We start from the raw sequence: 25,071 nt of genomic DNA, 5'->3' as shown, positions 1-25,071 counted from the left end.
AGCAACAACGACAGAAGCTACGATGATTGCGTTGATGACGAGACGGGAATATTTAATGCCTTCGAATTTTTTCATGGAAAAGACCTCCCTTCCTTGGAGTCTGTCCGAATCTCTTCAGGCCTGATGGAATTCACTGGCTGCAAAGCTTCTCCGGTTCGATTCACCATCATGTACTGAATAAACAGGAATATGCCAATGTTCATGACCACATCACCAATGCTGATCACTTGAGTCCGTGGATAAGGGCTGGACAGTGGGATGATATCACCTAGGAATGAAAGATGTGTGGAAGCATCCATCATATAGTGCTTCGATACCGCTCCACCTTCGCGCAGCATATCCACATAATAGGGACCAAGAACAGCAGAGGCTTCCACAGAAACTGGCATACGCCCACCGTTCACCGCCATGACGATGAAATTGAGAAATACACCGATCCAGATCAACGTAAAACCTTTGTAATGTCGATTAAGCCACAAAAATGCTAAACCTGTGACATAAACGGCAGCAAACAGGTACCCGTTGATAGATGCAACCCAATCAAGCCTTTCCTGCAAGAAAAAGATGAAGAACTGGGCCAGTAGCAATAGCGGGAAAATCCATCCGCCTCGCAGCTTGAGTGCTGCAAACTGGTGGAGACCATACCGAAATCCTCCCCGGAACAGTCCAACGATCAAGCCAAGCAGAATGCCGTCGTATACCATGATTAACTCCTGTCTTACAGATATGTGTAAACGTGATTGCGTGTTTGTGTACCTATGTTATTCGACCTTTTACTGGTAAATCCTGCAATGGAATATAATTTTTTGAGAAGAAATTTGTAAAAAGATAAATAAAAAACCGTCTCTACGAACCAATGGGTCGAATCCATTGTAAAGTTCGGTAAAGACGGCTTTATATTATGTCAAATTGCGAGCTTTAATGCACCTAGCATATGTTCAGTTTATTCCGATTCCCCGTTGAGATAATTGAAGAACGGGTGGTCAACCCAGAAGGTATAACTGGAGATGTCCGCATCAGGGGCCAGCTTACGGAAACCTTCCTGAATTGCCTTGGAATTCTCCTTAAGGGAGAAGGATTGTGCGTAATAGTTGCCAAGTGAAATTTTATTGTTGGCAATGACTGGATATTCCGCGAGAGCAGTCGGCGAATAATAGAGCGGCTGCCACCAAGAAGCATGGATCAAGGCAGAGGTGTCATCGCTATTCTTTTTGGCATACTTCAATATAATGTCGTTGAAACGGGCTTTGTCCGCTGTGTTATTGAACTCGAACTGAATGTCATATTCTTTGGCGTAGGCGATGTAGTTGCCATTCTCGATCTGGGTTACTTTGTAATCCGGTGTTTCTTTGGGCTCTCCCCATTCCTTCAAATAGATGAAGGCAGATGTTTTCGGTTGGAACTGTACGTCAGCATCGATGCCTTCACTACGCAACAGTCCAATCAACTGCACCGCATGTTTAATATCATCATGACCGTAAGTTAAAGTCAGTTCATCGATGAAGTTGGAATCAAAGCGACTATCCTTAAGATTGTAACCTGTGACGAGATCATTCCGCAGAGCTTGATCCACAATGGTTCGAAGCTCCGGTGCTTCTATTAAATCAGCAGTGCGATAGGCAGCGTACAATTTGGAGTAAATGTCAGCGTCGCCGGAACGGCCAATTTCATTTTTATATTTACCCTGACTGGTTAATACCCGTCCAAGCAAAATGTTGGCAAAATCGGAACTCGCTTGGCCACCCTTACGGAGAGCGGGGTAAAGACTTTCAGGAATCAGACCTGTATCAATGGCAGCGGCCAGTTCCTGCGCGGCTTGTCCCTGAACGCGGCTTGAGCTAATGCCCAGTTTCGCAAGTGCCTTTGCTGTTTTGTCTTCAGGATATGTATAGGCCAGCTCTTTGAATCCGGCTGCTTTGACTGCGATGAAGACAGCAGCATAAGTGCTCAGTTGGTCATTGGCACGCACTTCCGTACCGGATAGGATGCCGTTGTTATATAAGGAAACGGCAGCTTTATAAGTAGAATCATTCGAGTTCAGATCAGTAAAGGCTGGGGCCTTAACTTCACTGTTACTTGCTTCATCTGTAGCAGGAGCAGCTTGATCGGCTTCAAGAATGGTAGCAATCGCCTTGATGAAGTCACCCTTCGTTAATTGTTTCGGTAATTGGATATTGTATTTGGCTTGCAGGAATTGCGCGTAATCGGCTGCACTCTCGGTATAGACTGAAGGAGCTTGTGCTACCGGTCCTTTAACAGCCTGTGAGGTCGTTTGTCCTGCGGGAGTGGCGGATGCTGCGGATACCGAAGCGGGCAAGCTGAGGCTGCCGAGTGTAACCGGAGCGGCGAGCAGAGCGGCCAGTGTGATCTGGGTGATTTTTTTCAAATGAATAGCCTCCTCAAAATAGGGTTGGAAAATAAATAAGATTGCGTTATAATTCTGACAAATCCTATATGAATATAATAATTGGATTGACTTTAGCATGGAGCAGCTCTGGATGTCAACGGAAAAAACCTTGGTATAGAGAGGCTTCGGAGGCTCTGCCGAAGGCAAATTAACTATTATATTCCATTTAGTGTATCCGCTCAAAGATTTATTGACAAGGATCGACAGTATCCGCTAGGATTATAAAAAAAGAATAGTGAAAAGGGGAATTTTCAAAATGAAAAGAGGTTTATCGTTCGTCTTATCGATCATCATGTTGGCTATATTGCTGGCGGCTTGTGGAAATTCTGCTTCCAAAGACGAACAATCGGCCCAAGGTGGCGACAGTGAAAAATCACTGCGCATGGCGCTTGTACTTCCTGAAAAAATCGGGGTAAACCCGTTCTTCGTACAGATGGATGAAGGTTTCAAAAAAGCAGGCGAGGAATTCAAGGTAGATACCAAAACAATTGAATCGACTGACCCGGCCGCATTTGAGCAAAACCTGCGTGCTGCAGTTGCTGAGAACTATGATTTGATCATTACAGCGACATTCCAGGCAGAAGATGCATTGAAAAAAGTGGCTGCTGAAAATCCGGACAAGTCCTTTGCTATTGTGGACACAACGGTTGATCTGCCTAACGTTCGTAGCGTTGGTTTCCATGAATATGAAGGAGCGTACCTGCTTGGTGCAGCTGCCGGACTGTCTACGAAAACAGACAAAGTCGGTATGATTGCTGCAATGGACGTTCCATTGATCAAGAAATATACAGAAGGTTTCAAAGCTGGTCTGGAATCAGTTAACCCGAAAGCGGAATTCCTTGTGAACTACGTTGGTGGATTCAACGACCCGGCCAAAGCAAAAGAACTTGCGTTGGTACAATTCGGCAAAGGTGCTGACTTCATCGCTGGAGCATCTGCTGTAGGTGATCTGGGCGTGTTCGAAGCCGCGAAGGAAAAAGGCTTCTATACTTCCGGTCAGGATACAGACCGTACCGTTGAAGATCCGGAACATATTGTATTGTCTCAATTGAAGTCGACCGATACGGTTGCTTATCAGACAGTGAAGGATTTTGTAGAAGGAAACTTCAAAGCAGGCGCTGTGAACTATGGCTTGAAAGAAGATGGCGTAGGCCTGACGTATGTAACACGTGACAGCGAATCTCCATTGAGTGCTTTTGTTGGACAAGAGGTTATCGACAAGGTTAAAGCGATCAAGGATGATATCGTATCTGGCAAAATCGTTGTGAAAGATCCATTGCAACAATAGTATTCTTTGTCCCATAGGACTGAGTGATTGAGTTGATCAGCCGGCTGCCCGATCAGGCAGCCGGTTTTGCTGCTATTTAAGACCGAGAGGAGAGAACGCGAGATATGCTGTTGGAGATGGAGCAGATTACGAAGAAATACGGCGGCTTCACCGCTAACCGGGACATCCGTTTTAATTTGCGAGAAGGAGAGATTCATGCCCTCGTGGGTGAGAACGGCGCTGGTAAGACAACCCTGATGCGTATGTTGTATGGTATGGAGCAACCGACATCAGGCACAATCAAAGTTCGTGGACGCGAGGTAAGCTTCGCAACTCCGTCTCAGGCCATGGCAAGTGGTATCGGCATGGTGCATCAGCATTTCATGCTGTTTCCTTCCTTTACGGTTGCCGAGAACATCGTGATTGGCCGTGAGCCGTCTGCGGCAGGGGTATTTGACCGCAAACAAGCGGCGGCCCAGGTGAATGAATTGGGCAGAACGTATGGTATGCCAGTTGATCCGTGGAAAAAAGTATTCGAATGCCCTCTGGGCATGCAGCAGCGTGTTGAAATTCTCAAGGTGCTGCATCAGGGCGCAGATATCATTATATTGGATGAACCATCAGCAGTACTGACACCGCTGGAAGTGAAAGAACTGCTCGCGAATATGAAATCCCTTGCCAAGTTGGGCAAAACCTTTGTATTGATCACGCACAAGCTGCAGGAAGTCATGGATGTAGCAGACCGGATTACGGTTCTTCGTGATGGTCAGGTGACAGGTACATTGGAAGCAAAAGACACGAATGTAGAGGAACTGTCCCGCCTGATGGTAGGTCGTGAGCTGGTTCGCATGAACAAGCAGCCATCCGTTCCGGGAGAAGCTGTGCTTCAGGTGGAAGCGGTAAATCTGTCAGGAGCAGAGGATCGTTCTGCGCTCAAGGATATCCATTTGCAAGTTCGGAAAGGCGAGGTCGTTGGAATCGCGGGTATTTCCGGAAACGGTCAATCTGAACTGATCCAGATCATTGCGGGACTGCGAAAGGCAGATAGCGGCCGCGTCCTGCTGTCAGGGCAGGATACAACCAATTGGCCAGTGCGGCGCATTCGGGAGCATGGACTTGCCCATATCCCAGAAGACCGCTATATGTGGGGAGCGGCGAAGGATGCGAGCGTTCGTGAAAATGGACTGATGGGCCACCATCACCGGCTTCAATCAAAAGGTATCATTAAAGCGAAGGCAGCACGGAACATGGTGGAGAACTGGATCAAGCAGTTTAGCATCAAAACGGGTTCTGCAGAAACGAAGGCGCAGTTCCTTTCCGGCGGTAACTTGCAGAAGCTGATTGCTGCGCGTGAATTTGCCCAGGATACGCCGTTTCTGATTGCGGCTGAACCTACACGGGGTGTAGACATCGGAGCGATGGAGACCATCCACGCTGAATTGCTGCGCAAACGGAATGAAGGTGCGGGTATTCTGCTCGTTTCCTCGGAATTGTCTGAGATTTTGCAATTATCGGATCGGATCATTGTTATGTATGAAGGCGGAATCGCTGGGGAACTGAAGGCAGATGAAGCAACAGAAGAACAGATCAGCTTGTTGATGGCAGGAGGGAAAGAGCGGATATGAATCGGGTAAAAGAAACACTTCGCGGACTCGTACAGCCGCTGCTCGCCGTATTCATCGGTTTGCTGGCAGGTGCTGTAGCCATTCTGGTCGTTGGCGGGTCCGTGGTGGATACGTATGCGGAGATGTGGAAAGGAGCCTTCGGTAACTTCTACTTCTTCACCAACACATTGGCACGTTCGACGCCCATTATTCTTGCGGGGCTGGGCGTAGCCCTGGCGTTCCGCGCCGGATTTTTCAACATGGGTGCAGAAGGACAGATGGTTCTTGGCGGACTTAGTGCAGCACTGACGGCGCTCTACTTGCCGGGTCCAGGCTGGTTTGTCTGTATTGCAGCTATTGTGGCGGGAATCATCGCCGGTGGAGTCTGGTCACTGTTTGCAGGCTGGTTGGATGCGCGCTTTGGCATGAATCTGTTGATCACAACGCTGCTGCTCAACTATATTGCAATATATTTTGGAGGATACATGGTATCCTACCCGTTTAAAGACCGCACGGGATCGGCGGCAATGGCTCAGACGCCTATGATTGATCAGAGTGTCTGGCTGCCGAAGCTGTTCCAGGGCATGGGACTGCATGCCGGCTTCATCATTGCTATTGTGGCAGCGATTCTCATCTACTGGTTCACACACAAGACAGTAACCGGTTATGAGATTCGCATGTTGGGAAGCAATCCTTCGTTTGCAACGTATGGCGGTGTGCGCCGTATTCGCATGATGATGCTGTCCATGATCATCAGTGGTGGACTTGCAGGTCTTGCGGGTGCAGGGGAAGTGCTGGGTACACAGTACCGTTTCCTTGATGGGTCGTTGTCATCGGCAAGTTATGCATGGAGCGGCATTATGGCGACTTTGCTTGCCCGGTCGCATCCGCTAGGAACAGCTGTGGCGGCAATCCTGCTTGCAGCGTTGCAGACAGGTGCTATGGGGATGGAACGTAATACGGATGTACCGCTGGAAGTCGGCAGTGTCATCCAAGCGGTATTGACGTTATTTGTATCGGCTCAGATCGGATATTCATTCCTGAAGCGGAGAAAGGAGAAAAAGTCCAATGCAACAACTGTTTGATGCAGCCATGTTTGGCTCTACCTTGCGGATTATGACGCCGATTCTGCTTGCAGCGCTCGGTGGGGCTTTATGCTCTCGTGTCGGTCTGTTCAACGTGGGTCTGGAAGGACTCGTACTGATCGGTGCTTTCTCCGCTATTGTCGGTAACTATCTGTTCGGCAATGTACTATTGGCCGTACTATTCTCGATTGTGATCGTCATGTTGTTCTCTGCGCTATTTGCCTTTATCAGTATTAATCTGAAGGCCAACGCCATTGTGGTCGGGATCTCGCTTAATTTTCTGGCGACAGGACTGACGACTTTTGCGCTTCGTGCGATTTTTGATGTAAAAGGTGCTTACTATGACAAGGATATGGTGGGACTCCCCAAATGGGACATTCCTCTTATTAAGGACATTCCGTGGGTAGGTGATGTCATCTCAGGGCACAGCCCGCTCGTGTATCTCGGGATTATTATCGTAATTGCCTTGCAATTTTATCTGTTCAAAAGTGTCTCCGGTTTCCGCCTTCGTTCGGTTGGCGAGAATCCGGTAGCGGCACAGAGTATCGGCATCAAGGTGCGCGGTATTCAATATGGTGCAGTTCTGATGTGCGGCGTATTGTGCGCCCTGGCGGGTGCACAGTTATCGCTCGGTCAGGTTACGATGTTTACCGAAGGCATGACCGCAGGTCGCGGCTTCATCGCATTAGTAGCAACGATGCTGGGTCAAGCGAATCCGCTTGGCGTTATGGGGTCCAGTGTGCTGTTCGGGTTCATGGAAGCTCTTAGTATCCGATTGCAGGGCTTTGCGCTACCAACTCACTTTACCATGATGCTGCCGTATATTGTGACACTGGTGGCGATGTTCTTCTTCAAGGACCGTACCTATGCACAAGACGCACTGAAAGCGGGCGGAAGCTCGCGTTAATTCCTGAATGTTATGCTGGAAGCATATAAAGAAGGAGGAATCACGCTTGCATAATAAGGCTGAACGTCTGAAAAAAACGAAAATCCCGGCATCCAAAGCGGGTGCTGAGCACGGAGACCGGCTGCCGCCGGGGCAGGTACTGACCGAGAAATTCCCGATTCTGCATGAAGGTGAAGTGCCGGAATACGACCTTTCCACTTGGGATTTGAAGGTATTCGGTGAAGTTGAAGAGGAGAAGGTATTCTCCTTCGCCGAGCTTCAGGCGATGCCTCAAGTGAACACGGTGAGCGATATTCATTGTGTTACCCGCTGGTCCAAGTTCGACACGCCGTGGGAAGGCATCCGGTTCTCGGATTTTATCAAGCTTCTTGGCGTTAAACCGGAAGCGAAATACGTCATGATCCACGCAGATCATGATTACGAGACAAATGTTCCGCTCGAAGAATTGATGCATGACGATGTATTGCTTGCTTTTAAATTTAACGGTGAGCCGCTCACACCGAAGCACGGTTATCCGCTGCGCTTGGTTGTTCCACAACTCTACTTCTGGAAGAGTGCGAAGTGGATACGCGGTCTGGAATTCATGAAAGAAGATCGCAATGGCTTCTGGGAAGTCAATGGTTTCCATCATTTTGCCGATCCGTTCAAGGAGCAGCGCTTCTCTGGTGAAGATATTCCGATTCCAGAAGACGAATGGACGAAGAAGGAGTTTGATTAAGATGTTGATGCCTATTTTGCAAATTCATTCCGAAGATATGCCTGCGTATGCCATTGTTTGTGGTGATCCGGCACGTGCGGAGAAAATTTCCCGCAAGCTGGAGCAGGCGAGAGAACTGGCGTTCAGCCGGGAGTATCGCACGTTTGTAGGATTGTATGAAGGTGTACAAATGGCCGTGGTCAGCCATGGCGTAGGATCACCGGGAGCAGCCGTCTGCTTCGAAGAGCTGATTCGGGCAGGGGTAACGACCTTGATTCGTGTAGGTACAGCTGGCTCGTATACAGCGGATTACCCAGCGGGCAGTGTAATCGTCAGCACGGCCGCTGTTCGTACGGACGGGCTGACACGTCAGCTGGTACCGGATGGTTTCCCTGCGGTTGCGGACCTTGGTGTTACGCAAGCGTTAATTGAAGCGACTCGTGAGCATACAAGTGGAGCGAAAGCTACAAGTGCGGGTAAAGTTGGCGTAGGCATTACCGTAACCCTAGATGCTTTCTTCACTGGGGTTGAAGAGATTCCTCACCGCAAGTACAAGCAGGCGGGTGCTCTTGCCGCTGAGATGGAAATTGCCGCGCTTTACATCGTCAGCACACTGCGCGGCGCTCGTGCTGGAGCTATTGTCGCTATCGATGGATTCGCAGATAGCGACCTGGCGGCCGAATATGATCCGCACACAAATGCGGTAGCTGATGCAGTTGAGCGTGAGATCGAAGCGGCACTGCGTGCACTGGCTGCACTCGCTCGTCAGGATCAGGCGTAAAGCTGAGATCATCAGGGCATTTTGTAGCACTACTGGCGGTAAAATTGCAAAATAAGCAAATGATGTCCATCTGAGGTGGACAATATAAAAGGGCGTCCCATAAGGTCATGTTCATGACTTTGGGACGCCCTTTTGAGTTTGAGATAGAAGTGACTGGCACTAGATTGGAAGGTGCAATCAATTGGTTAGCGTTGTCCGAACAACTGCTGCGCCGTCTCAATAAATAACCGGGATGCGGGAGAAGCATCGACAAGTGAAGGAACGGCAATCTCAATATTGCGGTAGGCTTTCGGCTCTGTGGGAAGTGCTTTGACACCCGGAGGCAGCCAGGATAGAGAGATTGCAGGTAGCATGGCTGTTCCGAGTCCCTGCTCTATCATGCTAAGGCAAGTGTTTACGTTATACACGACAAATCCAAAATGTAATTCTGCATCTGCTCGATTGAACAGATCAACAATCGGTACCTCATAGCCGCCTTTGCAAATAATCATGGGGTGTTTGTCCAGCATTTGTACGGGCAGAATTTCCTGATTCGCAAAAGGTTCATCGTCCCGAAACACCGCGAGCATCTCCTCGCTATAGAGTGGAAGCGTCTCATAAGCCACATCTACTGGCTCTTTGTCTGTGGCAATAATGAGAGCTACATCAATAGCGCGTGAGCTTAGCCACTCCTGAATTTCAAGGATGTTTCCCTCGTGCAGTTCAAACTGAATCTGAGGATAGCGGTCCCGAATGGAGCGGATGATTTTCGGCAGCAGATGGGCAGATGACATGGGAAAAGAGCCAATACGAATCGTACCAATCTCCAACCCTTTTTCGGCCGCAACGACCTGCTGTACCTTATCAAATTGCTGTAAAATGCGGCGGAAAATGACCAGAATTCGCTGTCCCACATCCGTAAGCACGATGCCGTTCCTACGATCCCGTATGATTAGAGTGACATCCAGTTCATTCTCCAGCGAAGAGATGGCCCGACTGACTGCGGGCTGTGTCATATTCAGTTCCTGGCCTGCGCGGGTGAAACTTCCCGTCTCTGCAATTTTCACAAATAACTGCAACTGTGAGTTGTTCATAACAAATATGGTATGCTCCTTATGATTAACATGCATTTCAATTATTCAATCATTATTGTATCATGAAGAAACGGAACGATCAAAGAATGAATGTAAAATGGTTCTGGATCGAATTCCAAATGGTTTGCAGGCACAGAAAGAGCGCAGGATAATGTGTACGGTTGATTAAACTGCGGCTGTAGATGTGTGCCGGATAGGAGAATAAACATATGGCTTTATCACGTGCAAAAGCAGGCTGGGTCCTGGCTTTTCTGGTACTCATGTGGGGAGTAAACTGGCCCCTGACCAAATACGCATTAAATTTTACACCGCCACTCATATTCGCAGGCATGCGCCTGTTAATTGGGGGTCTGGTGCTAGGGTTGTATGCTTTTCCCCGCTACAAAACGCTACGACTAAAGCAAACCTGGCATATTTATGCCATATCTGCGGTGCTTAATATCATCTTCTTCTACGGCTTTCAGACCGTCGGGCTGACGGAAGTGCCGGCAGGCTTATTTTCATCCATCGTGTTCCTACAGCCTGTGCTGCTTGGAATCGGGGCATGGTTGTGGCTGGGTGAGTCCATGTATGGACTGAAAATTGCCGGATTGGTGCTCGGTTTTGCAGGGGTGGCTACGATCAGTATTGGCGGCATGACAGGCAAAGTATCCCCTGAAGGGGTTATGCTTGGGCTGTTCAGTGCAATTAGCTGGGCGATCGGGACCGTATATATGAAGCGAAATTCAATGAAGGTCGATGGAATCTGGATGACAGCCATTCCTATTTTGATCGGCGGAGTTGTTCTGACGTTGACAGGTACGGTCACAGAGAGCTGGGCTGATGTGCAGTGGGTGCTTCCTTTTATACTGGATACGTTGTTTATTTCGGTGTTTGTTATTGCGATGGGCTGGCTCGCGTTCTTCAAACTGGTCAGCTCCGGCGAAGCCAGCAAAGTAGGATCGTTCACGTTCCTGATTCCGCTGATCGCCTTGTTATGCAGTGTGCTGTTCCTCGGAGAGTCGGTGACGGTCAATCTGATCGCAGGTCTGGTCATGATTATTGCCAGCATCCTGCTTGTGAATGTTAAAGTGAAAGGTAGCAAGGTGGCGAAAATATAAAGTTATGTGGTGAACTTTCTTCAAGTGGTTGATGAACCTTGTATACATTCAGAATGACAATGCAAAAAATGGGTAAGTTATATATAGGAACATCACCATGATTACGAAGAGGAGGACTCCAACATGACACAGAACAATCAACCTCAGGATGAGGCGGCAATTCGCAACAAACTGGATGAAGACGGGGATTCCTTGATGGAGAAAAAGAAAATTTTGAGCGGTGTAGATATTGAGCCGCAAGCAGACGAGTGGTCTGCCAAACCGTCACCTGTAGCATTTGATGAAGGTAAATCATCCAAAGAATAAGAGGAACCAGATATAGCTTAATAAGAAGCGGGTACCGTTAAGGTATCTGCTTTTTTTATAAAATAAGAAAGGATATGCTTTGGAGTATCATCGTTCTGATATTTAAGGGAAATATCCGCTACACGCAGTCTGGGTTCATGAATCACATCGATAGATGTTTATTTATTGTATAATCATGGAAACATTTGTGAGGGGAGAATGTAAAGATGAGTGGAATCAATATTAGACGGGCTGTCATCGGAGATTACACGGGAGTATCTGTATTAATGGATGAGCTTCATCACTTGCATGTAGAGGCCAGGCCAGACGTATACAGAGAGTTACAAACGAGAATGAGTTATAAGGAATATGAACAACTGCTGGAAGCCGATCATCGTTATCTCTATGTTGCGGAATTGCTGGATCGGGGTGAGATTGTTGGATATGCGAGCGCACAGTTGAATGTTATTCAGAATGTGGATTTGTTAAAGGATCGAAAGATGTTATATATCAATGAGATCATCGTTGGCAGCAAACATCGCGGACATGGGACAGGCAAACTGTTGATGCACGAATTAATCGAACTAGGCAAAGAAATACAGGTCGACAGTGTTGAACTGACCGTGTCTACATTTAATATTGGTGCTCAAGCTTTCTATGAGCAACTAGGTCTGGCTGTCCGCAGCAGCAGAATGGAATACATACTATAATAAGCCTCTACGAAGACTAATGGGATGTCTGGCGAGATAGTCAGCTCAAGAAGGATGGAAAACATCCATTTTGAGAAAAAAATAAAACAGACTTGCATACCCCCATGGGGTATGTTACTCTTATAACAGAACGAAAGAAAAGGGGTGTTCGCGATGGAACATCAGAGCCATCCCAAGGAACCTTTGGAGTCATCCGTAACAGAGGTTAGCGAAGTCTCACAGACAGATGATCAGCAAGCCAATTCTTGTCATACGTCAGGCAGTGATGGAAAGCATGTGCGCAAGAGCCATCACTCCCAAGAGATGAAGGGCAACCTGATTTCTCGCTTGAACCGTGTTGAAGGACAGATTCGCGGGATCAAGGGATTGATCGAGAAGGACACCTATTGTGATGATGTGCTGACGCAGATCGCGGCGGCTCAGTCTGCTCTTAATTCAGTAGGCAAGCTATTGCTGGAAGGTCATATGAAGAGCTGTATCGTTGAGCGCATTCAGGCCGGAGAGCATGAGGTTGTGGATGAATTATTGGTAACGGTAAGGAAGTTAATGAAGTAACTATTTTTGAATGAACTCATCATTTATATATCTAAGGAGGAACTACCCATGTCAAATATTACGTTGAACGTTACAGGAATGTCTTGCAATCACTGTGTGAAATCGGTTGAAGAAGCCGTGAAGAATGCAGGAGCGAATGGTCAGGTTGATCTGGCAGCAGGAACTGTCGCAGTTGAATATGACGAGCAAAAAGTCAATGTGGATCAGATCAAGGCAGCCATTGAAGATCAAGGGTATGACGTAGTCTAATCATCGCAGGCTTAAACTGAACTTCCCTTTGCATGGAAAGGAATTCAATAGATCTCTTTTCCAATAAATGAGTTCATTGTTTAAGCCTGATTTTCTGTCTTTTATATACCCCTTGGGGGTATTGGATAGATAAAAATATTTCATAGAGAAAGGAGCTAACAACATGGATAAGTCATCAACAACGGACAACACAACTGCATCAGAACCCGTACCATCACCGGAATCAGCGGGATTACAGACAACACTGCAAATTACAGGGATGACCTGTGCTGCCTGCTCTACCCGGATTGAGAAGGGATTGTCCCGAATGGAAGGGGTCAATCAGGCGAATGTTAACCTCGCTATAGAACAAGCGACGGTATCCTATGATCCGAAGACAACGAACATCAATGCTTTGCGGGATAAAGTGGAAGCACTTGGTTATGGTACAGTAACGGAATCCGTGGATCTGGACATTACAGGCATGACCTGTGCCGCTTGTTCTACCCGAATCGAAAAAGGTCTTTCCCGGTTGCCGGGTGTATCCCGTGCAAACGTGAACCTGGCGCTGGAAACGGGACATGTGGAATTTGCAGCAGGAGTATTGAAGGCAACCGATATTACGGCGAAGATCAAGCAGCTCGGTTATGGTGCGGAATTGCAGCAGACACAGGAAGATACCCAGTCGGTGCGTGAGCGTGAATTACAGCGCAAAAAGTGGAAGTGGATGATCTCCGCCCTGTTATCTTTGCCGCTGCTTTGGGCCATGGTGGGCCACTTCTCATTCACCTCGTGGATCTGGGTACCGGATCTTTTCATGAACCCATGGTTCCAACTGGTGTTGGCAACGCCGGTACAGTTTGTCATCGGATGGCAGTTCTATGTGGGAGCCTATAAAGCACTTCGTAATGGCAGTGCCAATATGGATGTACTGGTTGCTTTGGGTACAAGTGCGGCGTTCTTCTACAGTCTGTATCTGACCCTGACCAGTGGCAATGCAGCTTCGACCATGATGGATCATGGTGGGACGGGAATGGCTACAGCAGCCATGCCAACCGTGGAGCTTTATTATGAGACGAGTGCAATCCTGATTACGTTGATCCTATTGGGAAAATGGTTTGAGGCCGTAGCTAAAGGGCGCTCCTCTCAGGCGATTAAAAGCCTCATCGAACTGGCTCCGCGTGAAGCCAGAGTGATTCGTGATGGACAGGAAGTTATTGTACCGTCGGCATATGTTGCGGTAGGTGATCTTGTTCTGGTAAAACCCGGAGACAGCATTCCTGTGGATGGCATCGTGGAGGAAGGGCAATCTTCTGTCGACGAATCCATGTTAAGCGGAGAGAGCCTGCCCGTGGATAAAAAACCAGGGGATGCCGTTACAGGCGCTACGCTGAACAAAAATGGAGTATTAAGACTGCGTGCGACTCGCGTGGGCTCGGACACGGCGTTATCGCAGATCATTAAAGTGGTTGAACAAGCGCAAGGTTCCAAGGCCCCTATTCAGCGGATTGCCGATGTGATCTCAGGCATCTTTGTTCCGATTGTTGTAGGCATCGCGGTAGTCACGTTCCTGATCTGGTATCTGTTTGCCAGTCCTGGTGACTTTGCTGGTTCGCTGGAAAAGGCGATTGCTGTACTTGTCATTGCCTGTCCTTGTGCGCTTGGACTCGCAACACCAACGTCCATAATGGCTGGATCAGGGCGCGCGGCGGAATATGGTGTGTTGTTCAAAGGCGGCGAACATCTGGAATCGGCACAGCAGATCCAGACCGTTGTACTGGACAAAACAGGCACAGTTACCCAAGGCAAGCCCGTGCTTACGGATGTGGTGACGGCTCCAGAATGGACGGAGGCAGAGCTGCTGCAACGGGTGGGAGCGGCAGAGCAGAGTTCGGAGCATCCTTTGGCTGAGGCGATTGTGGAAGGAATCCGAGGTAAAGGTCTGGAGTTAACCCAATCAGAGCAATTCGAGAACATACCGGGATATGGTGTGCGAGCTCGGGTTAAGGGACAAGAGATCCTGGTCGGGACACGCCGACTGCTTACAGATGCGAAGGTGAATGTCTCCGAGGAAACCATGCAACAGATGAACAACCTTGAAGAACAAGGGCGCACAGCGATGCTGGTCGCGGTGGATGGTCAATGGGCTGGGCTTGTTGCCGTGGCGGACACCATCAAGGATACTTCACGGGAAGCCATTCAGCGGCTTCATGCTATGGGAATCGATGTCATCATGATTACGGGAGATAATGAGCGGACAGCACGCGCTGTAGCAGAGCAAGCCGGAATTAATAAAGTTCTGGCTGAGGTACTGCCAGAGGGCAAAGCGGCAGAAGTGAAAAAACTTCAGGAGAGTGGCCTCAAGGTAGCGATGGTTGGAGATGGTATCAACGATGCTCCGGCCCTTGCTACAGCCGATATCGGTATGGCCATTGGAACCGGAACTGATGTAGCGATGGAAGCAGCGGATATTACGTTAATGCGCGGCGATCTGAACAGTATTGCAGATGCAATCGAGATGAGCCGGCGCACGATGGGCAATATTAAGCAGAACCTGTTCTGGGCACTTGGCTATAACGTGATTGGTATTCCAATTGCAGCAGTGGGCTTCCTGGCTCCTTGGTTAGCAGGTGCGGCCATGGCGTTCAGCTCCGTGTCGGTTGTACTGAATTCGCTGCGTCTGCAACGAATGAAACTTAAAAGCAATGACTGATGTCCATTGAGGGACGTAATTCAACTTTGCATTATACTCAAGAAGCATAGGGTGCGGTACGCTACGGCGGATCGTGCCTTTTTTGTTGATAAAAGGTGTTTGAAATATGTTAAAGCATTGGTCCTTTCCTTGTTAATTGAAGGTGAGCGTGTGAAGTGATGTCCTCTTATGAAATGGAATTCATTGTTTGCGAAACATATCTTTATATTTCTGAACCTTTCAGAAATAGATTGACAATATAGACATATAGACTTAAAATTTAAAACGATCGTTTGATTTAAACAATCGTTTACATCAAATTCGAACTAATTAGTAATGGAGGACATCATTTATGTTGCAGGCTTTACGTATATTGTTGAAAAAACCGCCAGTAATTGTGGGGATCGTGACGGCACTTATGTTCCAAGTGATCTTCAGCGTAATCTGGATGACAGCATATTCCGGAGTGAATGACCGGATGAATGAATTGACGGTTGCCGTTGTCAATGAGGATGGAGAGCAGTCCAAAGGGATCGCAGATCGTATGGCTGAGACGCTTCCTTTTCATACCGTAACGAATCTGAGTGCTGCCGAAGCACTTGACCAGTTAAATCATCGCAAGATTCATATGGTGCTCAATATTCCTGCAGGTTTTAACCAGCTGATTCAGACAGCCGGTTCCACTGCCGAAATCAAGTACACCATCAACGAGGCGAATCCGGTTACGATCAAAAGCATGATGCAAGGTGTATCGCAAAGCGTGACGAACACGATTAACAAGCAAGCAACCGCTCAAGGTGTGCAAGCTGTGTTGACGGCTTCCGGAGCGCCTGCAGATCAGGCAGCTGAAGCTGCTGCCAACCTGACTACACGAGTGGAAGGTACAACCACTTCCATGAATCCGGTTAACGGCATGAACAACCAGATGGTTCCGATGATGATGGTACTCGCTTCTTATGTGGGAGCCATGATTATGGGGATGAATCTGCAGACCGCGATGGGTATGCTGTCTGCTACTCACTCCCGCTGGACATTGTTCGGTGCTAGAGTAGTCATTAATTTGGGGTCTGCTCTTGTGGTTTCTCTGCTGGGGTCATCACTGATTGTGTCGCTGGGCGGACAGATCCAGCAAGGGTTTATCGCATTCTGGTTGTTCCAGGCGCTGTTCCTCTGCACATTCATGTTCTTCTCCCAGTTCTTCCTGATCTGCTTTGGACCAGCAGGAAGCTTGTTCAACATCATCTCACTGTCGCTGCAACTGGTATCTTCCGGTGCAATGGTGCCACGTGAATTGCTGAACAGTTTCTACAGTGGTATTGGTCAGTATCTGCCAGCCACATATGCCGTTCAAGGTGTTCTGAGCGCTCAACTGGGCGGACCAGGAGTTCAATCCGCTGCTGGCTCGATTGTTATTGTTTTGCTGGTTGCTGTAGCCCTCTCCCTGGTGGTGACGTTGTTGAAAAAACAACGCATGCCAGCTGGGGCACCAAGCCCGGCACAAATGAACAGCTAATATTCCTGTCATCATGGTTGTTCTTCATAGGATATGGCCAAGCACCCCGGTGATTTTCACCGGGGTGCTTGGTTTAATAGTAGGTTGAGGTGGCTAGCTTTGCAGGAACACAGGCGGCACACCTTGCGCTTTGATGCACAAACTTTCATAATGAAACGATAGAGTAGTCTCGCTGCAGCCCGGTGAGCTGGAGCAAATGAATAGAACGGACAAGAGGAGCGGACGGAATGACGGAACCGGAATTGGATATAAAAACGAGGATATTGCTTGCAGCCAAGAAACTTTTTGCACAGCAGGGGTATGACGGGACGAGTGTTCGTCAAATCTGTGATGAGGCGGGTGCGAATGTATCGCTTGTCTCGTATCATTTTGGCGGAAAAGAAAAGGTGTTCGAAGCATTATTTGAGCACTTTTTTCCTGATCATATGATGAATGAGTTGGCTGAAGAGTCCATGTCCTCCCCCGTGGAGGGTATCCGACGAATCATAGGTGAAGTTGTAAAGTTCACAATGACGGACCGGGAGATGAGCGATATTGTGCAGCTTGAAATTACGCTGCGTACCCATCGCACAGATACCGTGTTTCGTTTTTTGGACCCCGTCTGGACCAGAGTGAGAGAACTGCTGCAAGAAGGCAAGGAGCAGGGCGTATTTCAGATCGAATCCGTATCTTATGCGATGCTTCAGGTCATGGGTGTAGCTTTGGCGCACAAACGGGCCAAAAACTCACGATTTAGCTTTGACTATCAGGATATGAACACAGATGAGCTGGCTGAGCAGACCATTGAATTCGTACTACGAGGATTGGGAGTGAATAGCAATGAACGAAACCATTGAATTGATGATGAAGCACCGCTCTGTGCGGAAATTCAAGCCAGACCCGGTAAGTAAGGAGCAGCTGGCAGCAATCGTGGCGGCTGGGCAGATGGCTTCCTCTTCAAGTAGTGTGCAGGCCTATACTATAATTGCTGTAACCGAACAGGAGCAGAAGGCCAAAATGGCTGAATTGGCAGGTAATCAGTCTTACGTCAACGAATGCCCTGTGTTTCTTGTATGGTGTGCTGACCTTTATCGCTTGAGTGATGCTGCCAAGCGTTATTTGCCTGAAAAAGAATCCTATGAGGACTCCACTGAAAACTTTATGGTGGCCACAATTGATGTTGCACTCGCATCGCAAAATGCTGCGCTTGCAGCAGAGTCACTAGGTTTCGGAATTGTATATATTGGTGGGCTGCGCAATCGCATTGAGGAAGTTAGCGAAGTATTGGACTTGCCTGACGGCGTCTATCCAGTATATGGTATGTGCATTGGTGTTGCTGATCAGGAGACGGGTATTCGTCCGCGTCTACCGCTGGAAGCTGTCTTACACCATGGCCGCTATAACGCTGAGCAGACCCTAAAGGGCGTCGAGATCTATGACGAAACGACCGCTGCATACATGAAGGAGCGCACCCAAGGGGAACGTTCTACACCGTGGTCCGAAATGATGGCGAAACGCCTCACTGAACCGGTACGTCTACAGATGAAGCCATTCCTCGAAGGCAAAGGATTCTTGAAACGTTAAGCGTAAATTCAAAAGAAGTCAGTTTGGCGGATGCCGACTGACTTCTTTTTTTGCAAACTGTACCTATTTAGTTAAGGAATCATCATAAGACTGGATGCCAATTCGGACCTAAGGAAGACCGTAGAAGCGTTTCGTATTCTGATAAAAGAGACGCGCTGCCCGCTCCGTTCCCATACCGGTCACTTCACTCCATGCCTGAATAACCTGTCTCGTCATGGCTGGATGCGTCATTCTTCCCTGGAAAGGTCCCTCGAAAGGCCAAGGCCCATCGGTCTCTGCCATAACCTGCTCGGAAGGATACTGGCGCGCTAATTCACGAATTTCCTCTTCGTACACAATATCAGGTGTGAATGAGACGAAGTAACCATTGTCAGCCATTCGCTGGACGGTCCGCTTGGAGCCTTTGAACCAGTGAAAGTGAGCCCGACGATGATGATATTGTTCCAGTAGGTCACAGGCGATATCGGCATCCTCATATACAGCGTGCAGTACAATCGGTTTTCCATGTCGCTTGGCTAACTGGATAAATCTTTCTAACAGATCGATATAGCCGCTCTGATCAAATTGGTGTCCTGCCTGTTCGGCTTCCTGTCGGTTGTAATAGGGCAATCCAACTTCCCCAATCGCTGTGGCTTGTCCCATATGCTTTTCGATCCAGTCGAAGAACAGATTCTGCTCTGCCAGGGTCGGCAGGGGCTGCTCAGGATGGAAGCCAAAGGCTGGATATACGGTACGAGGGTATTGTGATGCTAGTTCCAGGTTAGTCTGGGCAGATGCCAGATTCATGGAAACGGCGATGACCGCCTCAACCTGTTGGGATGGGAAGGAATGCAGCATCTCACGTTGTTCTTCAGGTGTATATTTGTCCAGGTGAAGATGAGCATCGATCAAGGGTGCAAAAGCGGTTGATTGCATGGATGGACCCCTCCTTTTTGTCTTTTACCAATGATACGCAGCGTAGTTTGTCTTGGATCACCCATTTTAGGGAAAAAATAACTCAAAAACCCGCGCTATTTGGATAGGCGGGTTTTCTGCTGTTCTTCTTTCATCCACTGGGAAATCTGCCGTTTCCGTTCAAGAAAAGCAGAGTCCTCCGTGATCGCTTCGTGACGTGGACGATCAAAGGGAACATCGACTTCGTGAAGTACAGCTGCAGGCCGATTCGATAAAACATAGATACGGTCAGCAAGCAATAATGCTTCCTCGATATTATGCGTGATGAACAGCACCGAGCGGCGGTTCTGTTCCCAGATATCGAGCAGCCAGCGCTGCATGTCGCTACGGGTCAGTGCATCCAGCGCACTAAAAGGCTCGTCCAGCAGCATCAACTCCTGCGGACTGAGCAGGGCGCGCAGAAAGGCAACCCGCTGCTGCATGCCGCCCGATAACATATGCGGATAGGCTTGTTCAAATCCGGCCAGTCCGACACTGCTCAGCCACTTCCGGGCATCTGCAAGAGCTTCTTCTCGGGGTGGTGCGTCCGCAGACACTTCACCTGCAAGCAGCACATTGTCCTCGATGGTACGCCATGGAAATAGTGCAGGCTGCTGTGGCATATAACTAATCTTGCCGCGTTGTCCGGTAACATCCTGACCATTCATCAGGATTTGGCCCTCCTGAGGTTTCAGCAGACCGCCGATGATGTGAAACAGGGTGCTTTTACCGCAGCCGGAAGGACCGACGATGGCTACGAATTCTCCTTGTCCCACGGTCAGGGACAGGCCATCCAGAACGGGCAATGTGCTGCGTCGCTCTCGGAACGAAGCATTCACGTTCAGAACTTCCAACGCTGGTGATGAATGATGTGCAGGTAAGGCCACGGTTTCATACTCAGGACTTCCGCTACTCGTTGGAGTGGTTGCACCTTCATCCGGCGCAGCAGCTACCCGCTCGTTGTGTTCGGGTGTCATCTTGTCATCACTTCCTAACCTTTATATGGTGCATATTTCAAAGTTATCGCTTTTGTGGACGCCAGCGTACGAGCAGCTTTTCCAGTAGCGCAATGAGCAGGAAGAGCAGCAGACTCAATGCCACAATAATCATGATTGCCACGAACAGGCGATCCGTCCGATAGGCTGATTTTTGCAGCATCATATAATAGCCGATGCCCTTATCTGCACCGATCCATTCGGCGATAATCGCACCCATGACGCTGTACGTAGCGGCAATTTTAATCCCCGAGAACACCGAGGGCAATGCATGTGGAAGTTCGAGTTTCCAGAAAATTTGGCCGCGTTTTGCACCAGCCATGCGCATATAGTTCATCATGGCCGCATCGGTGCGGGTCAATCCGTCCATGGCAGCTACAGCCACCGGGAAGAAGCAGACCAGAATGATGGTAATTAGTTTGGGCAGCAGCCCAAATCCGAACCAGATCAGCAAGAGCGGAGCAAGCGCAATGGTCGGTATATTTTGACTAAGAATAAGTAATGGATAGAGTGCAGATTTCAAAAATGGAATCAGATGCAGCACCATCGCAATCAGTAATCCCACAAGTGTACCTGCTGCAAACCCAATCAATGTCAGCTGGATTGTTGCCCATGCATGCATGCCAAGTCGCTCGGCCTGGGACGCTGCTTCATGGGCGATGTCTGAAGGCGCAGGCAGCATCCATTTCTCAATATGGAACAGGGAGACAGCTCCCTGCCATATCGCTATAAAGAGAATAACCGCCACAAAGGGCGGCCATACGCTTTTCCAATAGGCATGCATTAGCGATATTTCTCCGTCAGGGTGTCCATGCTGAAGCCGCTTGGGCTATGGGCGATCTTGATCTGTGAGATGATGCTTGGGCTGCCAGCTTCCACGAGAACTTCGTGCATTTTGCGGACAACCTCGAGCAGTTCCTCCAGTTCTCCCTCCATCGTGGTATCCAGTGGATTAACCTGATATTTCAAGCCGGACTGCTGAATAACTTCAATGGCACGATCAACATAAGGATAGGAATTTTCGCCATTTGGCGTTTTGGGAATGACTTGAATGCTAAGTAGTGTGCTTGCCATGAGAGATCACGTTTCCTTTCGGGTTAAATTGCATGAGTTAAACCAGCTTTACACTTTACCACTCCGATTGCAGTACCCTCTTCCGATCACTGTTATCCCCGGATTTCTTTAATAATTTTTAACGGAGGAAATCCGGGGATAAAGGTGAGCGCTTCGCTTCTTCAGATGGGTTCTGCACTCTTCGTTCTGGTGTAAAAAAAGTTAAACTTAAACCATTTTTATTGGGGTAGAAACTCGTTTGTATACGCTTTGGATACATCTACCTGCTCATCGAGCAGTTTTTTGCTAAACATCCAATCCGTGTAGTTCTGCCATACTTCCTGCTTCTGCTCACCCCAGCGTGGTGCGTCATCCTGGTATTTCGGACTCAGCCACTTCTGGCTTGCGAGTACAAGATCCTTATCCAGATCCGGTACGGCCTTGATCAGAATGTTGGCAGCGTCTTCGGGATGTTCAATCGCGTATTGATATCCTTCGGAAGTCGCTTTCAAGAACGCTTTAACCAGCTCGGGATCGTTCTGAATCGTCTTTTCATTGGTAACGAGTACCGGTGTGTAGTAGTCCAGAGCTTCGGAATAATCTTTTACATACAGCATGTCGATCGGTTCGCCGCGCAGTTCGGCTTCGATGCCCGTCCATGCGTAGAAAATCCAGGCAAAGTCGATATCGCGTTTCACAGCGGTGAAGAAGTCTGCATCGCCCATGCTAATATTTTTTACTTTGGATACATCGGCACCTTCGCCTTCCATAATGGACTGCATTACAGCTTCTTCCACCGGGGAGCCCCAGCCACCATAGGTTTTGCCTTCAAAATCTTTGGGAGATTTGATGTTCCGATCCACCGGAGCGGCAAATCCGGACGTGTTATGCTGAATGACTGCAGCGATGGACACGAGCGGTACCCCCTGTGTGCGGGCCTGGGTTACACTCTCCTGATAACTTACGCCAAAAGGCACTTCGTTCGAAGCCACCATCGTATCCGCGCCTCCGGCACCTGGCTGTACAATCTCGACATTTAAGCCTTCGGCTTTGTAAAAACCTTGATCTACAGCCGCATACAGGCCGGTATGATTCGTATTTGGTGTCCAGTCCAGCACCACTTTAATGTCCTTGAGGGCTGCGTTGTCACCTTCATTGCTGTTTTCGGTGTTGCTGCTGCCATTTTCTCCTGAAGGTGCAGCTTCTTTGCCGCCACATGCGGCCACAGCCACTAGTAGTACGCACAAGAGCATTAGGCCCATCATTTTACGCCATCTCATCTTCATTTCTCTCCTTCATGTTGTCCGGCCAGTGGCGCGGGGTACTCCTTGGCTTCATATCCAAGCTTCTTGCATAAATCGACAGATTTATACCAGCTATGATCCGGATGACGTCACTTTTTTTAGCTCTCTGGCTATATAAAAGAACATTAAAAAAAGCGCCCCGTTAATCCGGGACGCGTGCAGGCGTTAGAGATGTGGCACTCAGCAAAGAGGCTGGGCCAATTCGATATACTCCGATTCCTACGCTGGCATGATCCAGATCAGGTCTAAGGGTCAGTATCTTGGTGGGATACACTCTCAGCCGGCCTATTCCGACTCCCCTGGGAAACTATGAAGTTACGGGCATTACTAGGTGTAATTATAGGCCAGAGGCCCATGCATGTCCAGTCAGGAACTGGATAGGGGCACGTATGAATGAATCAAAGAGGCCATTATACATGCGTATAACGGCCTCTCTAGATGTTTGGTTTTTAACAATTATCGTGGCGAATCATATAAGGAAATCTGACTGAGTGCAAAAGCATCGGATTTCGGGTCATAGCCTACCTGTTTCTGAGTGGTTTCCAGATTTAATCGTTTAAATCGATTATTCGAGATCCCATGCAGTATGGTGAAGGGCTCCAGATCTGTAGCTGTAATGGTTTTGAACATCAAATCACACAAGTCAGCCGGACTAATATACGCGCTCATATCCCTTGCCTCCAGCGCGGGTCCATCTGGTTGAAAATCATCATATGCACCTATACGTACTGCTACACTTTGTAAACCTTCGGTATACGCAAAATAGGAAGCGAGCGATTCACCAAAACATTTGCTAACTCCGTACAAATTCCGTGGGCGTGTCGGCATGTCCGGATAGACTTGAGCATCAATAGGATACCCCTCGATCGTCTGTGCACTGCTTGCCAGAATGACTCTCCGCACACCTTGGTCCTTAGCTGCACGGAATACATTAAATGTACCCTTGATATTAATATCCAACAACGATTCATAGAATCCGGCATGCGGGGAAGGATCTCCCGCCAGATGAACAACCACATCTATGCCTTCGCAAGCGTGCTGACAGGCTTCGGGATCTGTCACATCCAGTGTCATGATCTCATGGCTTGTCCCTTGATACGTATGTAGTCTGTTGATATTCAAATCCGTTAGTCGAAGGTGAAATGCTTCTGACAAGTGTTGGGACAAGTCACGTCCAATTTTTCCGGCTGCGCCGGTAATTAAAATGTTCATAAATCAGCTCCAATTCTTAGCGCTGGAAGAACTCAATCCATTCCTTTTCAGGTCCATAGATGAAGAAATAACGGTAACCGTTAGGCAGTGTAATCATCTCTCCATCAATAAATTCGGCCTCAGTTGCCTTAATGCGGTTGTACTCAGAATCAAGGTCATCGACATGGATGGCAAAATGGTGCACCGTACCTTCGGAAGGCAGCTTGTCGCTGTATCCCTGAATCAACTCAATCTCGGTCTCATCGCTTCCGTTGAAGCCGAGAAAGGCGAGCTGAATGACACCGTTGGTATGGGTTACCCGGTCTTTCAATTCAAGACCAACAATCTCCGTATAGAAACGCAGCGTGGTCTCCAGATCACGAACGGCAATGCCGACGTGGTCAATGCGCTTTTGAAAACTCATAATCAAAATCCTCCTTTATATTTAACGATTTTTTTCTACCATTTTAAGGGATATCATAGGGCTGTACTACGAGGTTGTCAAATAAGATTTTAATTTGGAAAAATTATAATTGTTCACAGAATGTTCACTTATGAGGAGGGGGTCATTATCTCTATAATTACGAAGGTAAACAGAGAGGATGAGAGATTTGCCAACAACGAAGAAAGAACAGATTATTTTTGGAATGATGATGTGCACAGGGATGGTCGTCGTCATGATGACTTTCAATTTATGGCACAATGGGTTATTGAGCAAGATGTCCGCGCTAGATATACTGCTTCAATTCATATTGTGTTTTATCATTGCGTTCCTGGTGGAGTCCTTCATTGTTGGACCTGTAGCGAGAAAAATTGCATTTTCCTTACCTTTTGACAAATCCAATAAAATTTTGGGCGTGCTCGCTATGTCATTTTTCATGGTCATTGGAATGGTTCTGATCATGTCCTTGTACGGAATGATTTCCGCTTACCTTGCGAATCAGTTAAGTGGAGCATCCGTACTAAATACGTATCTTCATACGATTGCTCGTAATTTCAGCCTGGCGCTTCCTTACCAAATCATTATTCTGGGACCACTCGTTCGATATGTATTTGGTAAATTCATTAAGGATAAAGGGAGTGTAGTCCCTTCAACCTAAATAACGTTAGTTCCGATTTAGAGCATCT

The 25,071-nt window shown here is 48.2% G+C and carries 26 protein-coding genes and 1 riboswitch; of the genes, 16 read left to right on the top strand and 10 right to left on the bottom strand.

Features of this window, described 5'->3' with window-relative positions; genetic code table 11:
• Positions 1-71: 71 nt before the first annotated feature.
• Together MHB84_RS10985 and MHB84_RS10980 are read right to left on the bottom strand one after the other, a co-directional pair.
• Positions 72-704, bottom strand: a complete 633-nt coding sequence (locus MHB84_RS10985) for a DUF5317 domain-containing protein (RefSeq protein WP_076290672.1) — start codon at positions 702-704, stop codon at positions 72-74.
• 239 nt (positions 705-943) lie between these two features.
• Positions 944-2,386 (bottom strand): hypothetical protein, encoded by a 1,443-nt coding sequence (locus tag MHB84_RS10980; RefSeq protein WP_083679024.1) that lies wholly within the window; start codon positions 2,384-2,386, stop codon positions 944-946.
• Between the two features lie 277 nt (positions 2,387-2,663).
• Here MHB84_RS10980 and MHB84_RS10975 point away from each other — a divergent pair, with 277 nt between their 5' ends.
• The 6 genes from MHB84_RS10975 (at position 2,664) to MHB84_RS10950 (ending at position 8,748) form a co-directional block, all read left to right on the top strand.
• Positions 2,664-3,695 carry a BMP family lipoprotein gene (locus MHB84_RS10975; protein ID WP_076290671.1) on the top strand — a complete coding sequence of 344 codons (1,032 nt, stop codon included), beginning with the start codon at positions 2,664-2,666 and terminating at the stop codon, positions 3,693-3,695.
• A gap of 104 nt (positions 3,696-3,799) precedes the next feature.
• Complete coding sequence (locus MHB84_RS10970; RefSeq protein WP_076290670.1) at positions 3,800-5,299, top strand: ABC transporter ATP-binding protein; 1,500 nt, start codon at positions 3,800-3,802, stop codon at positions 5,297-5,299.
• Positions 5,296-6,363 carry an ABC transporter permease gene (locus tag MHB84_RS10965; RefSeq protein ID WP_024632283.1) on the top strand — a complete coding sequence of 356 codons (1,068 nt, stop codon included), beginning with the start codon at positions 5,296-5,298 and terminating at the stop codon, positions 6,361-6,363. Before MHB84_RS10970 ends, MHB84_RS10965 begins: the two co-directional genes overlap by 4 nt.
• Positions 6,347-7,270, top strand: coding sequence for an ABC transporter permease (locus MHB84_RS10960; protein ID WP_076290669.1), 924 nt, complete (start codon positions 6,347-6,349; stop codon positions 7,268-7,270). The genes MHB84_RS10965 and MHB84_RS10960 overlap by 17 nt, the downstream gene beginning before the upstream one ends.
• A 46-nt stretch (positions 7,271-7,316) precedes the next feature.
• Positions 7,317-7,988, top strand: coding sequence for a sulfite oxidase-like oxidoreductase (locus MHB84_RS10955; protein WP_076290668.1), 672 nt, complete (start codon positions 7,317-7,319; stop codon positions 7,986-7,988).
• A gap of 1 nt (position 7,989) precedes the next feature.
• Positions 7,990-8,748 (top strand): nucleoside phosphorylase, encoded by a 759-nt coding sequence (locus MHB84_RS10950; protein ID WP_076290667.1) that lies wholly within the window; start codon positions 7,990-7,992, stop codon positions 8,746-8,748.
• Positions 8,749-8,933: 185 nt separating this feature from the next.
• On the opposite strand, the gene MHB84_RS10945 is transcribed toward MHB84_RS10950, so the two are convergent.
• Positions 8,934-9,821 (bottom strand): LysR family transcriptional regulator, encoded by an 888-nt coding sequence (locus MHB84_RS10945; protein ID WP_076290666.1) that lies wholly within the window; start codon positions 9,819-9,821, stop codon positions 8,934-8,936.
• A gap of 209 nt (positions 9,822-10,030) precedes the next feature.
• Here MHB84_RS10945 and MHB84_RS10940 point away from each other — a divergent pair, with 209 nt between their 5' ends.
• From MHB84_RS10940 to nfsA, 9 genes are all read left to right on the top strand, one after another.
• Positions 10,031-10,921 (top strand): DMT family transporter, encoded by an 891-nt coding sequence (locus MHB84_RS10940; RefSeq protein WP_076290665.1) that lies wholly within the window; start codon positions 10,031-10,033, stop codon positions 10,919-10,921.
• Positions 10,922-11,044: 123 nt separating this feature from the next.
• Positions 11,045-11,227, top strand: coding sequence for a hypothetical protein (locus MHB84_RS10935; protein WP_063566250.1), 183 nt, complete (start codon positions 11,045-11,047; stop codon positions 11,225-11,227).
• A 206-nt stretch (positions 11,228-11,433) separates the two neighbouring features.
• Positions 11,434-11,916 carry a GNAT family N-acetyltransferase gene (locus tag MHB84_RS10930; protein WP_076290664.1) on the top strand — a complete coding sequence of 161 codons (483 nt, stop codon included), beginning with the start codon at positions 11,434-11,436 and terminating at the stop codon, positions 11,914-11,916.
• A 153-nt stretch (positions 11,917-12,069) separates the two neighbouring features.
• Positions 12,070-12,471: a metal-sensitive transcriptional regulator gene (locus MHB84_RS10925; protein ID WP_076290663.1), complete on the top strand. Its 402-nt coding sequence runs from the start codon at positions 12,070-12,072 to the stop codon at positions 12,469-12,471.
• A 48-nt stretch (positions 12,472-12,519) separates the two neighbouring features.
• Positions 12,520-12,720, top strand: coding sequence for a copper ion binding protein (locus MHB84_RS10920; RefSeq protein WP_053779829.1), 201 nt, complete (start codon positions 12,520-12,522; stop codon positions 12,718-12,720).
• 163 nt (positions 12,721-12,883) lie between these two features.
• Positions 12,884-15,412, top strand: a complete 2,529-nt coding sequence (locus MHB84_RS10915; RefSeq protein ID WP_076290662.1) for a heavy metal translocating P-type ATPase — start codon at positions 12,884-12,886, stop codon at positions 15,410-15,412.
• 331 nt (positions 15,413-15,743) lie between these two features.
• Positions 15,744-16,904 carry a YhgE/Pip domain-containing protein gene (locus MHB84_RS10910; RefSeq protein WP_076290661.1) on the top strand — a complete coding sequence of 387 codons (1,161 nt, stop codon included), beginning with the start codon at positions 15,744-15,746 and terminating at the stop codon, positions 16,902-16,904.
• Positions 16,905-17,131: 227 nt separating this feature from the next.
• The gene (locus tag MHB84_RS10905) at positions 17,132-17,740 is read left to right on the top strand and encodes a TetR family transcriptional regulator (RefSeq protein WP_076290660.1); all 609 of its coding nucleotides are present in this window, start codon (positions 17,132-17,134) and stop codon (positions 17,738-17,740) included.
• Positions 17,724-18,467 (top strand): oxygen-insensitive NADPH nitroreductase, encoded by a 744-nt coding sequence (gene nfsA / locus MHB84_RS10900; protein WP_076290659.1) that lies wholly within the window; start codon positions 17,724-17,726, stop codon positions 18,465-18,467. The genes MHB84_RS10905 and nfsA overlap by 17 nt, the downstream gene beginning before the upstream one ends.
• 108 nt (positions 18,468-18,575) lie before the next feature.
• On the opposite strand, the gene MHB84_RS10895 is transcribed toward nfsA, so the two are convergent.
• The 7 genes from MHB84_RS10895 to MHB84_RS10865 all read right to left on the bottom strand — a co-directional run bounded on the left by MHB84_RS10895 (position 18,576) and on the right by MHB84_RS10865 (position 24,367).
• The gene (locus tag MHB84_RS10895) at positions 18,576-19,382 is read right to left on the bottom strand and encodes a TatD family hydrolase (protein ID WP_076290658.1); all 807 of its coding nucleotides are present in this window, start codon (positions 19,380-19,382) and stop codon (positions 18,576-18,578) included.
• Between the two features lie 95 nt (positions 19,383-19,477).
• On the bottom strand, positions 19,478-20,377 hold the full coding sequence (locus tag MHB84_RS10890) for an ABC transporter ATP-binding protein (RefSeq protein WP_256716872.1): 900 nt from the start codon (positions 20,375-20,377) through the stop codon (positions 19,478-19,480).
• A gap of 43 nt (positions 20,378-20,420) precedes the next feature.
• Positions 20,421-21,179 (bottom strand): ABC transporter permease, encoded by a 759-nt coding sequence (locus tag MHB84_RS10885; RefSeq protein ID WP_063566244.1) that lies wholly within the window; start codon positions 21,177-21,179, stop codon positions 20,421-20,423.
• Positions 21,179-21,469, bottom strand: a complete 291-nt coding sequence (locus MHB84_RS10880) for a thiamine-binding protein (RefSeq protein WP_024632265.1) — start codon at positions 21,467-21,469, stop codon at positions 21,179-21,181. Before MHB84_RS10880 ends, MHB84_RS10885 begins: the two co-directional genes overlap by 1 nt.
• A gap of 218 nt (positions 21,470-21,687) precedes the next feature.
• Complete coding sequence (locus MHB84_RS10875) at positions 21,688-22,728, bottom strand: ABC transporter substrate-binding protein (protein ID WP_143764782.1); 1,041 nt, start codon at positions 22,726-22,728, stop codon at positions 21,688-21,690.
• Between the two features lie 222 nt (positions 22,729-22,950).
• Positions 22,951-23,063, bottom strand: a riboswitch (TPP riboswitch).
• 145 nt (positions 23,064-23,208) lie between these two features.
• Positions 23,209-23,964, bottom strand: a complete 756-nt coding sequence (locus MHB84_RS10870; protein ID WP_076290656.1) for an NAD-dependent epimerase/dehydratase family protein — start codon at positions 23,962-23,964, stop codon at positions 23,209-23,211.
• A 16-nt stretch (positions 23,965-23,980) separates the two neighbouring features.
• Entirely contained in the window at positions 23,981-24,367 is a 387-nt protein-coding gene (locus tag MHB84_RS10865) for a VOC family protein (RefSeq protein ID WP_076290655.1), read from the bottom strand.
• Positions 24,368-24,554: 187 nt separating this feature from the next.
• Here MHB84_RS10865 and MHB84_RS10860 point away from each other — a divergent pair, with 187 nt between their 5' ends.
• Positions 24,555-25,043, top strand: coding sequence for a hypothetical protein (locus tag MHB84_RS10860; protein ID WP_076290654.1), 489 nt, complete (start codon positions 24,555-24,557; stop codon positions 25,041-25,043).
• The last annotated feature ends 28 nt before the right edge of the window (positions 25,044-25,071 follow it).

The sequence above is a fragment of the Paenibacillus sp. FSL F4-0087 genome, from assembly GCF_038020215.1.
Taxonomy (GTDB): Bacteria; Bacillota; Bacilli; order Paenibacillales; family Paenibacillaceae; genus Paenibacillus; species Paenibacillus taichungensis.
Note: the sequence above shows the minus strand (reverse complement) of the source record. Positions and strands in the feature narration are given on the sequence as shown.